Source organism: Pseudarthrobacter sp. efr-133-R2A-89, assembly GCF_030209315.1.
Classification (GTDB): domain Bacteria; phylum Actinomycetota; class Actinomycetes; order Actinomycetales; family Micrococcaceae; genus Arthrobacter.
Map to the genome: position 1 here is coordinate 194,257 of NZ_JARVSE010000006.1, position 13,303 is coordinate 207,559.

Here is a 13,303-nt window from a genome sequence, read left to right on the forward strand (position 1 = left end):
TCTCAGCACTCGATCACATTCACGGCGAGTCCTCCTCGGGAGGTTTCCTTGTACTTGGTTTTCATGTCGGCCCCGGTGTCGCGCATGGTCTTGATGGCCTTGTCCAGCGAAACCTTGTGGCTGCCGTCCCCGTGCAGGGCCAGCCGGGCCGCGTTGATCGCCTTCACGCTGGCGATCGCGTTCCGCTCGATGCAGGGGATCTGCACCAGGCCGCCCACGGGATCGCAGGTGAGGCCCAGGTTGTGCTCGATCCCCACCTCCGCGGCGTTTTCCACCTGCGCGGGCGTTCCGCCGAGCACTTCGCAGAGTCCGGCCGCGGCCATGGAGCAGGCGGAGCCCACCTCACCCTGGCAGCCCACTTCGGCGCCGGAGATGGAGGCGTTCGTCTTGAACAGGATTCCGACGGCGGCCGCCGCCAGGAGGAAGCGGACCACGCCGTCGTCGTCTGCTCCCGGAACAAATTTCACGTAGTAGTGCAGGACGGCCGGCACGATCCCGGCCGCGCCGTTGGTGGGAGCGGTGACGATGCGCCCGCCGGCGGCGTTTTCCTCGTTCACGGCGAGCGCGAAGAGGTTCACCCATTCCATCGCCAGCAGCGGGTCCGCCGGGGCCTGCACGGGCGACGGCGTTGCTGCCGCCGCCTGGGCGGAGGCCTCGGCCGATGCCGCAGCGGACGCCGTCAGGGTGCGGAACAGCGCGGGTGCGCGCCGCGGTACCTTGAGGCCGCCGGGCAGGATGCCCTCGGCGTTGCAGCCGTTCTCCACGCATTCGCGCATCACGGCCCAGAGTCCGAGCAGCTTCTCCCGGAGTTCCGCTTCGCTGTGCCACGTGAGTTCGTTGGCCAGCATGACGTCGGAAATGGATATGCCTTCGCGGCTGCAGATCTGCAGGAGCTCGTCCGCCGTGGAGAACGGGTAGGGCAGGACGGTGTCGTCCGCCACCACCTTGTCGGCGCCTTCAGCGTCGCCGTCCACCACGAACCCGCCGCCAATGGAGTAGTAGCTGCGTTCGCTGAGCACGGCGCCGGTGTGGTCGAGGGCGCGGAAGGTCATACCGTTGGGGTGCGCGGGAAGGGACTTGCGGCGGTGCAGCACCACGTCCTCTTCCCAGTTGAAGTCCACGCGGTGGCTGCCGGCGACCTGCAGTTCGGCGTTCAGGGCCGCTGCGGCCACCTGGTCGTCGGCGGTGAACGTATTGACTGTTTCGGGTTCCAGGCCCTGAAGTCCCAGGACCACCGCTTTGTCGGAGCCGTGGCCGCGCCCCGTGGCGCCCAGGGAACCGAAGAGCTCCGACTGGACCCGCACGGTGGAGGCCAACTGGCCGTCGCCCTTCAGGCCATCGGCGAAGAGCTTGGCCGCCCGCATCGGGCCCACCGTGTGTGACGACGAGGGCCCGATGCCAACAGAGAACAGGTCAAGGACGCTGAGCGCCATCAGGGCACCTCGGGTGAGGCGTACTCCCGCATGGCGTCCAGGAGCCACCGGCCCAGGAACTCGGCGAACGATGCCCGGGGGAAGATCCGGAAGGAGTCTTCCCCCGTCTTCCAGAGGATCGTGGGGATGTTCGCGATTTCGGTCGAGAGGGCGGTGCCGGCCTTGAACACCCGAGGGTGCAGGTCCAGCGAGCAGCCTTTTTCGAGGACGGCGCGGGACCGGGGGCCAACCAGCTCGAAGGTGGTGCGGTTGGCGGACAGGTCCACCACCTGGCCTGCGTCGTTGCCCAGCGCTTCGCGGAGGGCCGGGATCAGGTCCCCGCCAAGGGATTCGTGCGCCTCGGTGGGTGCCACCACCAGGAACTCGGAGGGCCCCAGCCACAGGACCGAAATGTCCCCGGTGGTTGCCACAGCGCCGGAGCCTGCGGGCAGTCCGCCGGTGGCGGCGGCCAGCCGCTGCGCCGTTTCCGAGCCGGCGTCTGCCCGCAGCCCCACCATGGTCAGGAAGGGGAGCTCGGAGAGCTCGACGGTGCCGGCCAGGGAGCCTGCGGTGAAGGCTTCCGCCAGCTGGCGGGCCGGGCTGACGCGTGCCGAGAGGTTCTGCTCTGCGGAGCTCTGGGTGGGGGATGCTGCTGTTTCAGCCATCTTTACGGGTCCCTTCTGGGTCAAAAAGCACTGTTTCCGCAACAACCACGTCCACCAGCTGGTCGCCGGCGGCGGCCACCAGGATTTCGCCGATGCGGTTGCGGCCGTTCTTGATCAGGGCCAGGCCGAAGGACCTGCCCAGCGCTGCGCTGTGGTAGCTGGAGGTGACGAAGCCTTCCATCGGAACCGGCCCGTAGGCCGGGTTGGTGGAGCGTCCCTTTTCCACCAACTGGGTGCCTTCGGGCAGCCGGAGCGTTCCGTCGACGGGAAGGACGCTGACCAGGTGCTTGCGGTCCTCGCGGCTGGAATCGGCGCGGGAGTACGACCGCTTGCCAATGAAGTCCTTGGCCTTGGAAACGATCCACTCCATGCCGGCGTCCTGCGGAGTGACGGTGCCGTCGGTGTCCTGCCCCACGATCGGGTAGCCCTTTTCGGCGCGGAGCACGTGCATGGTTTCGGTGCCGTAGGGGGTGATGTTGAACTCGGCTCCGGCGGCGGCCACGGCTTCCCAGGTGTTCAGCCCGTACCAGGCCGGAATGTTGATCTCGTAGGCCAGTTCGCCGGAGAACGAGATCCGGCAGATCCGGGCGCGGACGCCGGAGGCCAGGGTGGTTTCGCGGAAGGTCATGAACGGGAACGCCTCGGCGTCCAGGCCGCCGTTGGCAGCCAGTTCCGGTGCGACCTTGGCGATGACTTCACGGGACTTGGGGCCGACGACGGCGATGGTGCTCCACTGTTCCGTCACCGAGGTGCACTTGACGTCCAGTTCCGGCCATTCGGTCTGAAGCCATTCTTCCAGCCAGTCCAGGACCTTCGCGGCACCGCCGGTGGTGGTGGTCATGAAGTAGGTGTCGTCGTCCACGCGGAGGGTCACGCCGTCGTCGAAGATCATCCCGTCCGGCGTGCACATCACGCCGTAGCGGGCCGAGCCCGGGACGAGCTTCTTGAACGCGTTGGTGTAGACCCGGTTCAGGAACTCCCCCGCGTCCTTGCCGCGGATCTCGATCTTGCCCAGCGTGGTGGCGTCCATGAAGCCCACGGACTCGCGGACGGCGGCACATTCGCGCAGCACGGCTGCGTCCATGTCCTCCCCGTCCTGCGGGTAGTACCAGGGGCGCTTCCACTGCCCGACGTCCTCGAAGAGCGCACCTTTGGCCACATGCCAGGGGTGGATGGAGGTGATGCGGGCGGGGTCGAAGAGTTCGCCGCGCTGGCGTCCGGCCAGTGCCGCGAAGGCCACCGGGGTGAAGGGTGCGCGGTAGGTGGTGGTGCCGATGTCGCCGATGCCGCGGGAGGCTTCGCCGGCCGTGCGGAGGGCCGCGGCGATCACGCCGATGGCGTTGACGCCGGAGGTCTTGCCCTGGTCGTTGGCGGTGCTGATGGAGGTGTACCGCTTGATGTGCTCGACGGAACGCATGCCGGCCCCGGTGGAGCGCAGCACATCAGCCACGGACTGGTCGCGCTGGAAGTCCACGAAGTGGTGGTGCCAGTCGTCGGGGGTGCCGTTCTCGCCCGGCACCAGCCAGAGCTGGCGGGTGGGCGCGGCGGCCTTGGGCTCACCGAACGTGGACGGTTCGACGGCGGATTCGAAGCCCGCGGCGATGGCGGCCCGCGCGCCGGCGGAGACGCCCTCGGCGAGGCAGTCGGCGGTGGCGAAGGAGCCGCGGCCGGAGCCGATGGTCTGCTGGTTGGGCACTTCAGTGCTGGGGACGAAGGCTGCGAGCTCGTCGTCCCAGCGCAGCTTGCCCTGGCGCTGGGAGTGCAGGTGGACCAGCGGGCTCCAGCCGCCGGACACGGCCAGCAGGTCGCAGGCGAGCTGCTCGATGCCGGAGGTGAGCTCGCCGTCGTCGTTGATGCTGCGAATGGTGACGCCGTCCAGCCGGCCGGTGGCTGCGCCTTCTCCGGAGGAGGAAGTGTTGGCCACGGCGCTGCCGATCAGGACCCGGATTCCGGATTCGACGGCGGCGGTCGCGGCGGCGGTCAGCGCGGGGCGGGCGTCCACGACTGCGGCAACCTTGACCCCTGCGGCGGCAAGATCAGCTGCGGCGGTGTAGGCACTGTCGTTCGTGGTGCTGATGACCACACGCTTTCCGGCGGCCACGCCGTACCGGTTGAGGTAGGTGCGCACGGCCGATGCCAGCATGATTCCCGGGCGGTCGTTGTTCTCGAACACCAGGGGCCGTTCGTGGGCGCCGGGGGCCAGGACCACCTGGTTGGCACGGATGTGCCAAATCCGCTGCCGGGACACGCCGGGGGCGGCTGGGCTGGAGAGGTGGTCGGTGCGGTTCTGGACGGCGATGACGTAGTTGGCGTCGTAGGCGCCGAACGCGGTAGTGCGGTTCAGGACGGTGGATTCGACGCCGGACACCAGCTCGGCTTCAACGTCGGCCACCCACTCCAGGGCGGGCTTGCCTTCGATGGTCTCGGCCAGGCCGGGCGCGGTGGAGCCGGAGAGCAGGGAGCCGCCAAGTTCGGGCTGGTCATCCAGGAGCATGACGCGGGCGCCGCTGCGGACGGCCTCGCGGGCTGCGGCAAGTCCGGCGGGGCCGCCACCGATGACCAGGATGTCGGCGTGGACGTACTTCTTGTCGTATTCGGCGCGGTCATCTTCCGGGTCCAGCTTGCCCAGGCCGTTGAGCAGGGTGGCCTGGAGCCCGTCCACCAAGGAAACGGTGGTGGCTGGCAGCATGGATTCGGCCACGTGGCCGGGGAAGCGGGCCTCGATGCGGACCAGGGCGTTGGCCTCTTCCACTCCGGCGGACATGATGCCGCGGGGCCGGTCCTCATAGAGCGAATTGCCGGCGGCGACGCGGCCGTTGGCGAGCAGGGCGGAGGCGAGCGTGTCGCCGGGGTGCCCGGTGAATTCCTCGCCGTCCACGGTGAAGCGCCAGGAGATGGTGCGGTCGATGCGGCCGCCGGTTGCCAGGCGGGCGTTCTGCGAGGTCACTTGGTGGCTCCTTCCGGGGCGGTGCGGGTGGTGCTGGTGGCTGAGAGGCTGGGTGCCGCGGTACCGGTGGTGGTGCTGTCGGCGGCTGTGCTGGCGGTGCCTGCCTCGACGGCCGGATCAGCGGCACGGTCCGGCCGGCGGGTACCCATCGGGTAGACCGCCTGGATGTCATAGCTGACGGTGTCGCGGAGCATGTTGAACCACTGGCGGCAGCCCGTGCTGTGGACCCAGCGTTCGGCGAAGATGCCTTTCGGGTTCTCCCGGTAGAAGAGGTAGCGGGACCACTCGGTGTCGGTCAGCTCGTTCGGGTTCTCCGGGTAGGGTACGTGGGCCTGTCCCCCGTAGTGGAATTCGGTTTCGTCCCGCGGGCCGCAGTTGGGGCATGGGATCAGCAGCATGTGCGTAAGTCCTTTTCTGGTGGCGGCGGCTAGTGGGCCACGGCGGCGGCGCCGTGTTCGTCGATGAGCGCGCCGGTTTCGAAGCGTTCCAGCGAGAACGGCTTGTTCAGCCGGTGCGGGGTGCCGGTGGCGATGGTGTGCGCGAAGGTCATGCCGGCGGCGGGGGTTCCCTTGAACCCGCCGGTCCCCCAGCCGCAGTTCACGAACATGTTCTCCACCGGGGTCAGGCCCACGATCGGGGAAGCGTCCAGGGTGGTGTCCACGATGCCGCCCCAGGTCCGGAGCACATGGGCCCGGGCAAAGATCGGGAAGAGCTCCACGGCGGCCGCCATCTGCTGCTCGATCACGTGGAAGGAGCCGCGCTGGCCGTAGCCGTTGTAGGAGTCGACGCCGGCGCCCATGACCAGTTCGCCCTTGTGGGCCTGGGAGACGTAGACGTGGACGTGGTTGGACATGACCACCGTGGGGTGCACCGGTTCGTGCAGTTCCGAGACCAGTGCCTGCAGCGGGTGGGACTGGATGGGCAGCTGGAAACCGGCCATCTCCGCCAGGACCGAGCTGTGGCCGGCGGCGCAGAGGCCCACCTTTTCAGTGTTGATGGTGCCGCGGTTGGTCTTGACGCCCACCACCCGGTCGCCGTCCTTGAGGAAGCCGGTGACTTCGCAGTTCTGGATGATGTCCACGCCCATTTCGTCGCACTTGCGGGCGAAGGCCCAGGCAACGTGGTCGTGCTTGGCGATGCCGGCCCGCGGCTGGTACGTGGCGCCCATGACGGGGTAGCGGATGTTGTCCCGGATGTTGAGGATGGGGCAGAGTTCCTTGACCTGCTGCGGGTCCAGCCATTCGGCGTCCACGCCGTTGAGCTTGTTGGCGCCCACCCGGCGGATGCTTTCGCGCACGTCGCCCAGGGTGTGGGCCAGGTTCATCACGCCGCGCTGGCTGAAGAGGAAGTCGTATTCGAGCTCCTCGGGCAGGATTTCCCACAGCTTGAGGGCGTGCTCGTAGATGGCGGCACTCTCGTCCCAGAGGTAGTTGGAGCGGATGATGGTGGTGTTCCGTGCCATGTTGCCGCCGGCCAGCCAGCCCTTTTCCAGGACGGCGATGTTGGTCATCCCGTGGTTCTTGGCCAGGAAGTAGGCGGTGGCCAGGCCGTGCCCGCCGCCGCCAACGATCACGGCGTCGTAGGAGGACTTGGGTTCGGGGTTCCGCCAGAGGAAGTCCGGGTGTTCCGGAAGGTGCTGGGTGCTCACTGGGCGGCTCCAATCAGGTCTGCTTCAGCGTCGGCCAGGCCGGCATCGGCGGTGAGGTGCGGGTAGAGGGGGAAGGCGTTGGCAAGGGCCGTCACCCGTTCGCGGAGTTCGACGGCGGTGTCCCCGGGGAGGGTGCCCGTGCCTGCGGAGGCGATGAGTGCGGAGGCGATGATGTCGGCCACCTCGGTGAACTCGGCGGCGCCGAAGCCGCGGGCGGCCAGGGCCGGGGTGCCGATCCGGAGGCCGGAGGACACCATCGGCGGGCGGGGATCGAACGGGACGGCGTTGCGGTTGACGGTGATGCCGATCGTGTGGAGGGCGTCCTCACCCTGCTGGCCGTCCAGTTCGGAGTGGCGGAGGTCCACCAGGACCAGGTGGACGTCGGTGCCGCCGTTGACCACGGAGATGCCTGCGGCCTGGACGTCGGGCTGGAGGAGCCGTTCAGCCAGCAGCTTGGCGCCCTGCAGGACGCGTTCCTGGCGTTCCTTGAATTCGGGGGCGGCGGCGAGTTTGAAGGCCACGGCCTTGGCGGCGACGACGTGCTCCAGGGGTCCGCCCTGCTGGCCGGGGAACACGGCGCTGTTGATCTTCTTGGCGTATTCCTCCTTGGCCAGAATGACGCCGCCGCGGGGTCCGCCTAGGGTCTTGTGGGTGGTGGTGGTGACCAGGTCGGCGTAGGGGACGGGGTTGGGGTGCAGGCCCGCGGCCACCAGCCCGGCGAAGTGGGCCATGTCCACCATCAGGTACGCGCCCACGAGGTCTGCGATGCGGCGGAACTCGGCGAAGTCCAGCTGGCGGGAGTAGGCGGACCAGCCGGCCACGATCAGCTTGGGCTGGTGTTCCAGCGCCAGTGCTTCCACCTCTGCCATATCAATGCGGAGGTCCGATTCGCGAACGTGGTAGGGCACCACGTTGTACAGCTTGCCGGAGAAGTTGATCTTCATGCCGTGGGTGAGGTGGCCTCCGTGGGCCAGGGACAGGCCCAGGATGGTGTCGCCGGGGTTGAGCAGGGCGAACATGGCGGCGGCGTTGGCCTGCGCGCCGGAGTGCGGCTGGACGTTGGCGAATTCGGCGCCGAACAGGGCTTTGACGCGGTCGATGGCGAGCTGTTCGATGACGTCCACGTGCTCGCAGCCGCCGTAGTAGCGCTTGCCCGGGTAGCCCTCGGCGTACTTGTTGGTCAGGACCGAGCCCTGGGCTTCCATCACTGAGGCCGGAGCAAAGTTCTCCGACGCAATCATTTCCAAGGTGGACTGCTGGCGGTGCAGTTCCTTCGCAACGGCGGCGGCGACGTCGGCGTCCACCGTGGCGAGCGAGGCGTTCAGTACGTCCTGCATTGTTCTCCTTCAAAGCCCTTCGGAGTTACTGATCCATAACTGATCTGTAACTGATATATTAGAACTGACGTAATAGTATGTTGTAGATCACGCGGCAGTCAATAGCTACCTTGGGAGAGCTCGCAATGAGCGTAATGACAGAGAACCAGCTGGCCGGCGAAGGCGACCTCTCGCTTGCGGAGCAGGCCTACCGGCACCTTCGGGACCGGCTCATCATGCTCGACATCCGGCCCGGGGAGGCTATCAACGACGGCAAGCTCGCCGCCGAACTCGGGATCGGCCGCACGCCGGTGCGCGAAGCGCTCAAGCGCCTGGAAGGCGACCACCTGGTGGTCTCGTACCCCCGCCGCGGAACGTTCGCCACCGTCGTCGACATCACCGAACTTGCCGACGTCTCAGAGCTCCGCGAGTCCTTGGAGCCACTGGCCGCGCGCCGCGCCGCCAAGCTGGCCTCCCCCGCACTGCGCAAGGAAATCCGCGACACCGCCGCCGCCATCGCCACCATGGGCGGCGCCGAGGACCCCTATGACCTCATGCGCTATGACATCAAGGTGCACCGCCTGATCTACCGCGCGGCCGCCAACACCCACCTCGAAGACGTCCTGATCCGCTACGACAACCTGGCCACCCGCATTTGGTGCATGGTGCTGGAAAAGGTCCCGTCCGTGGCGGAGCACATCGCCGAGCACGTGGAACTCCTTGAGGCAGTGGCCGACGGCGATTCCGACCGGGCGGGCAAGCTCGCCTTGGAGCACGTCACCAGCTTCGAGCAGGCCATCCGCAACGTGCTGTAGCCCACCCGCTTCGCAGGCCCCATCCCGCACCAGCGACGGGCCACCTTTCCTCGGCGCCACCAAACAAAACCCTCATTGCAGCGCCGCCCGCGAGCTTTCTCCGCCCCGCCCCTTGACAGATAGGAGCTGAACCGGTTTAGTGAATACAACAAAACCGGTTCAGTGATTCATATCACCAGGCATTTTGAGGCAAACATGACAGTAACCATCAACGACGTTGCGCAGGCCGCCGGCGTCAGCAAGGGAGCCGTCTCGTATGCCTTGAACGGCCAGCCGGGAGTCAGCCAGGAGACCCGTGACCGGATCCTCAGGGTGGCAAAGGAACTTGGGTGGACGCCAAACCTCCGGGCCAAGGGCTTGTCGTCGTCGAAGGCGTACGCGCTGGGCCTCGTTGTCGCCAGGGATCCGTTGCTGCTGGGAACGGACCCCTTTTTTCCGGCCTTCATAGCGGGCATCGAAACGGCCCTGGCCGAGCACGAGTATGCGCTCGTCCTCAGTGTCGCCACGGCACCCGGCGCGGAGGAACGCTGCTACCGGAAACTGGTCGATAACGGCAGGGTTGACGGCTTCATCCTTACGGACGTCCGCCACGACGACTCCCGGATCGCGCTGATGCTCGAACTCAAACTTCCCGCCGTCACGCTGAACCGGCCGGACGCGGCATCGCCGTTCCCGGCGGTATCTGTCGAAGAGTCGGAAGGGATCGTGGCCGCCGTCGAGCACTTGATGGAACTTGGCCACAGCCGCATAGCCCATGTGGGCGGGGCCCAGGAATATATCCACGGCCGGAGCCGCCGCCAAGCTTGGGAGGATGCCCTGAGGGGCGCCGGCCTCCGGCCGGACCTCTTTGCCGCTGCGGACTTCACCGCTGCAGGCGGCGTCGCGGCCACCGCTGACCTGCTGCGGAGGCCCGACCGGCCCACGGCCATCGTGTACGCCAATGACCTCATGGCCACAGCCGGGCAATCCTATGCGCAGTCCATGGGCCTCAGCGTCCCGGGCGATCTTTCCATCACCGGCTACGACAATGCGGAATTCACGAAGTACCTGAATCCGCCGCTGACCACGCTTGCAACAGATCCAATGCTGTGGGGCCGGGCTTCCGCCCAGCTCATGCTGAATCAGCTTGCCGCCCCGCGCGGCGTGGAGGACATCACGCTTCCTTCGCCACGGCTGATCGTCAGGGCTTCCACCGGGCCGGTCCCTGCCACCCCCACGGAACCGCTCCGCAGTTCCTGACACCACAACATCCCACTACCCCGAACCCCATTAATCCCTCCCCAAGGAGTCGCAATGAAGCGCATCAATACTGCCACGCGCCTACTGTCCGTGGCCGCCCTCACCATCATGGGCGCCGGCCTGGCCGGCTGCGGCAGCCAGGCCGGCGGAAGCTCGGACGCGTCGTCGGCCACGACGGCCAAAGGCCCCATCAAGATCTGGTACTCCAACAACGAGTTCGAGGTGAAGTGGGGCAAGGAAATGGTGGCTGCGTGGAACGCGGCGCATCCGGACCAGCAGGTGGATGCCCAGGAAATCCCGGCCGGCAAGAGCTCAGAGGAAACCATTGGGGCGGCCATCACGGCCGGAAACGCTCCCTGCCTGGTGTTCAACACGGCCCCTGTAGCGGTACCGCAGTTCCAGAAGCAAGGCGGCCTGGTGCCGCTGGACTCCTTCCCGGACGGCGCCCAGTACATCAAGGACCGCACGGGCGACCTGGCCGACCAGTACAAGTCTTCTGACGGCAAGACCTACCAGTTGCCGTGGAAGTCCAACCCCGTGGTGCTCTTCTACAACAAGGACCTGTTCAAGAAGGCGGGCCTGGACCCGGAGAACCCGAAGCTGGGCACGCAACAGGAGTTGCTGGACGCCTCCCGTACGCTCGTGAAATCCGGCGCCGCACAGAAAGCCATCTGGCCGTCCCCGGCCAGCGACTACTTCCAGTCCTGGTTCGACTTCTACCCGTTCTACGCGGCCAACACGCAGGGCTCGCAGCTGATCAAGGACGGCAAGTCCACGTTCGACAGCGACCAGGGCAAGCAAGTGGCCGGCATGTTCCAGAGCCTTTATAAGGAAGACCTGGCCTCCAAGGAGACCTACCAGGGAGACTCCTTCGCCGAGGGCAAGTCCGCCATGGCACTGGCCGGTCCGTGGGCCATCGCCTCCTACAAGGACAAGGTGAACTGGGGAGCGGTGCCGATTCCGGGTGCCCAGCAGCAGGACAAGTCGTACACCTTCTCCGACGCGAAGAACGTCTCGATCTATTCGGCCTGCAAGAACCAGGGCACTGCCTGGGAGGTACTGAAGTTCGCCACCAGCAAGGACGAGGACGGCAAGCTCCTCTCGGAGACCGGCCAAATGCCGATGCGGAAGGACCTGACGACCGCCTACGCAGACTTCTTCACCAAGAACCCGCTCTACAAGAACTTCGCCGACCAGGCCGGCCGCACGGTGGAGGTCCCCAACGTCACCAACTCCGTGCAGATCTGGCAGACCTTCCGCGACGCGTGGAACAAGTCGGTCATCTTCGGCAACCAGAGCATCGATGACGCGTTCAAGTCCGCCTCGGACAAGATCAACCAACTGGCTGCCACCAAGTAACGGACTGTCCCATGTCACTCCGCTCCATCAAAGGCAGCCCGGCTGCGCAGCGGGACACGACGGCGGTCCGGCCGGCGGGCGGTGCCGGGAAGCGCAAGAACTTCCTGGGCCGCCAGCCGCTGGGCCTGCTGTTCAGCGCACCCTACGTGGTATACGTCCTCGGCGTCCTGGCCTTCCCGCTGGGCTACGCCGTCTGGATCTCCTTCCACCAGTACTTCTTCACCGCCCCCGGCGTGCAGGTGGACCGGCCGTTCGTCGGGCTGGACAACTACATCACCGTCCTTTCGGACCCTGCGGTCCAGCGCTCGTTCGTCAATATCGGCATCTTCCTGGTCATCAACGTCCCGCTCACCGTGGGCTTGTCCCTGGTCCTCGCGAACGCGCTGAACCGGGTGCAGAAATTGCGGACCTTCTTCCGGGTCAGCTACTACGTCCCGTACGTGACCGCCAGCGTCGCCGTCGTCGGCGTTTGGCTGTTCCTGTTCCAGCAAGGCGGCCTGGTCAACTCCCTCTTGGGGCCACTGGCACCCAACCCGTCGTGGCTGGTCAACAACTGGCTGGCCATGCCAACGGTGGCCTTGTATGTGACATGGAAGCAGCTGGGATTCTTCATCCTGCTCTACCTTGCGGCGCTGCAAAACATCCCCGATGAACTGTACGAATCAGCCTCGGTGGACGGCGGGAACAAGTGGGTCCAGTTCTGGAACATCACCGTGCCGGGTGTCCGCTCGGCCTCCGTGCTGGTCACCCTGCTCGCCACCATCACGGGCGCGAACCTCTTCACCGAGCCCTACCTGCTGACTGGCGGCGGCGGACCGGACGGGGCCTCCGCGTCCCCGGTGTTCCTGATGTACCAGAAGGGGATCCTGCAGGGAAGCCCGGACGTCGCCGCCGCCCTGGGCGTCGTGCTGGTGATCGGCGTCCTGCTGATTGCCCTGATCCAGAAGCGCCTCGTCGGCGGAAAGGAGGACTGAGATGTCCCTGGCAAAGCCACTGAAGACCCCGGACGACGGAGGGGTGCGTCCCGTGCGGGTGAGGAAGACCGGCGCGGGGGCCGTGGAAACGCGGCGGCACCTTGGCATGGGCAGCTTCCTGCTCCTCGCCGTCGGCGCGTTCGTCTTCCTGTTCCCCTTCTACTACATGTTCATCGGCTCGCTGCAGACCAACCCGGACACCTCGGTGGGCGGCGCATTCCCCAATCCGGGCAACCTGACCGGGGAAAATTACACCAACATTAACGGATCCATCAACCTGTTGCAGGGGCTGGCCAACTCAGGCATCTTCACCGGCGGGGTCATCCTCTTCACCGTCATCTTTGGCCTGCTGGTGGGTTACGCACTGGCACAGATGCAGTTTCGCGGCCGCGGCGTCGTCTTCGGAATGATGCTGCTGGTGCAGATGGTTCCGTTCCAGCTCCTGCTGATCCCGCTGTACGTGATGATCGTCCGCGACTACGGCCTGGGCGACAACTACCTGGGGATGATCCTGCCGTTCGCCATCAACTCGACGGCTGTCTTCGTCTTCCGGCAGTACTTCATGCAGCTGCCTTCCACCTTGTTCGAGGCGGCGCGGATCGACGGGGCCAGCGAACTGCGGATCCTCTGGCAGATCGCCATCCCCCTGGTCCGGCCCGCGATCGTCACCGCGGTCCTGCTGACCTTCATTGGCCCCTGGAACGAGTTCCTCTGGCCGTTCCTGGTCACCAAAGACCAGGCATTGCAGCCGCTGGCGGTCTCACTCGCGAACTACATCTCCAATATCGCCTCCACGGCCGCAAACCCGTTCGGCGCCATTCTTGCCGGCGCATGCGTCCTCGCGGCACCCGCCGTCGCGCTCTTCATTTTCTTCCAACGCCAATTCATTTCCACCAATATCGGATCAAGCGTAAAGGGCTAATCACCT

General features: G+C 66.5%; 11 protein-coding genes. 5 read left to right on the top strand and 6 right to left on the bottom strand.

What is annotated here, in order from left to right; translation table 11 throughout:
* Positions 1-2: 2 nt before the first annotated feature.
* The 6 genes from QRM95_RS12565 to glyA are packed head-to-tail and all read right to left on the bottom strand — an operon-like array spanning position 3 to position 8,009.
* On the bottom strand, positions 3-1,433 hold the full coding sequence (locus tag QRM95_RS12565) for an L-serine ammonia-lyase (protein ID WP_285247920.1): 1,431 nt from the start codon (positions 1,431-1,433) through the stop codon (positions 3-5).
* On the bottom strand, positions 1,433-2,077 hold the full coding sequence (locus QRM95_RS12570) for a sarcosine oxidase subunit gamma (protein ID WP_285247921.1): 645 nt from the start codon (positions 2,075-2,077) through the stop codon (positions 1,433-1,435). Before QRM95_RS12570 ends, QRM95_RS12565 begins: the two co-directional genes overlap by 1 nt.
* Positions 2,070-5,024, bottom strand: coding sequence for a sarcosine oxidase subunit alpha family protein (locus QRM95_RS12575; RefSeq protein ID WP_285247922.1), 2,955 nt, complete (start codon positions 5,022-5,024; stop codon positions 2,070-2,072). The genes QRM95_RS12570 and QRM95_RS12575 overlap by 8 nt, the downstream gene beginning before the upstream one ends.
* The gene (locus QRM95_RS12580; protein WP_285247923.1) at positions 5,021-5,422 is read right to left on the bottom strand and encodes a sarcosine oxidase subunit delta; all 402 of its coding nucleotides are present in this window, start codon (positions 5,420-5,422) and stop codon (positions 5,021-5,023) included. The genes QRM95_RS12575 and QRM95_RS12580 overlap by 4 nt, the downstream gene beginning before the upstream one ends.
* 29 nt (positions 5,423-5,451) lie before the next feature.
* Positions 5,452-6,672, bottom strand: a complete 1,221-nt coding sequence (locus QRM95_RS12585) for a sarcosine oxidase subunit beta family protein (RefSeq protein ID WP_018760771.1) — start codon at positions 6,670-6,672, stop codon at positions 5,452-5,454.
* Positions 6,669-8,009, bottom strand: coding sequence for a serine hydroxymethyltransferase (glyA, locus tag QRM95_RS12590; protein ID WP_285247924.1), 1,341 nt, complete (start codon positions 8,007-8,009; stop codon positions 6,669-6,671). The genes QRM95_RS12585 and glyA overlap by 4 nt, the downstream gene beginning before the upstream one ends.
* A gap of 134 nt (positions 8,010-8,143) precedes the next feature.
* Here glyA and QRM95_RS12595 point away from each other — a divergent pair, with 134 nt between their 5' ends.
* The 5 genes from QRM95_RS12595 (at position 8,144) to QRM95_RS12615 (ending at position 13,297) form a co-directional block, all read left to right on the top strand.
* Positions 8,144-8,803, top strand: coding sequence for a GntR family transcriptional regulator (locus QRM95_RS12595; RefSeq protein WP_109045536.1), 660 nt, complete (start codon positions 8,144-8,146; stop codon positions 8,801-8,803).
* A 195-nt stretch (positions 8,804-8,998) separates the two neighbouring features.
* The gene (locus tag QRM95_RS12600) at positions 8,999-10,042 is read left to right on the top strand and encodes a LacI family DNA-binding transcriptional regulator (RefSeq protein ID WP_285247925.1); all 1,044 of its coding nucleotides are present in this window, start codon (positions 8,999-9,001) and stop codon (positions 10,040-10,042) included.
* A 54-nt stretch (positions 10,043-10,096) separates the two neighbouring features.
* A complete protein-coding gene (locus QRM95_RS12605) occupies positions 10,097-11,401 on the top strand; it encodes an extracellular solute-binding protein (RefSeq protein WP_109045534.1) in 1,305 nt (434 codons plus the stop codon).
* An 11-nt stretch (positions 11,402-11,412) separates the two neighbouring features.
* Entirely contained in the window at positions 11,413-12,375 is a 963-nt protein-coding gene (locus QRM95_RS12610) for a carbohydrate ABC transporter permease (RefSeq protein ID WP_285247926.1), read from the top strand.
* A gap of 106 nt (positions 12,376-12,481) precedes the next feature.
* Complete coding sequence (locus QRM95_RS12615; RefSeq protein ID WP_109045749.1) at positions 12,482-13,297, top strand: carbohydrate ABC transporter permease; 816 nt, start codon at positions 12,482-12,484, stop codon at positions 13,295-13,297.
* Positions 13,298-13,303: the final 6 nt, after the last annotated feature.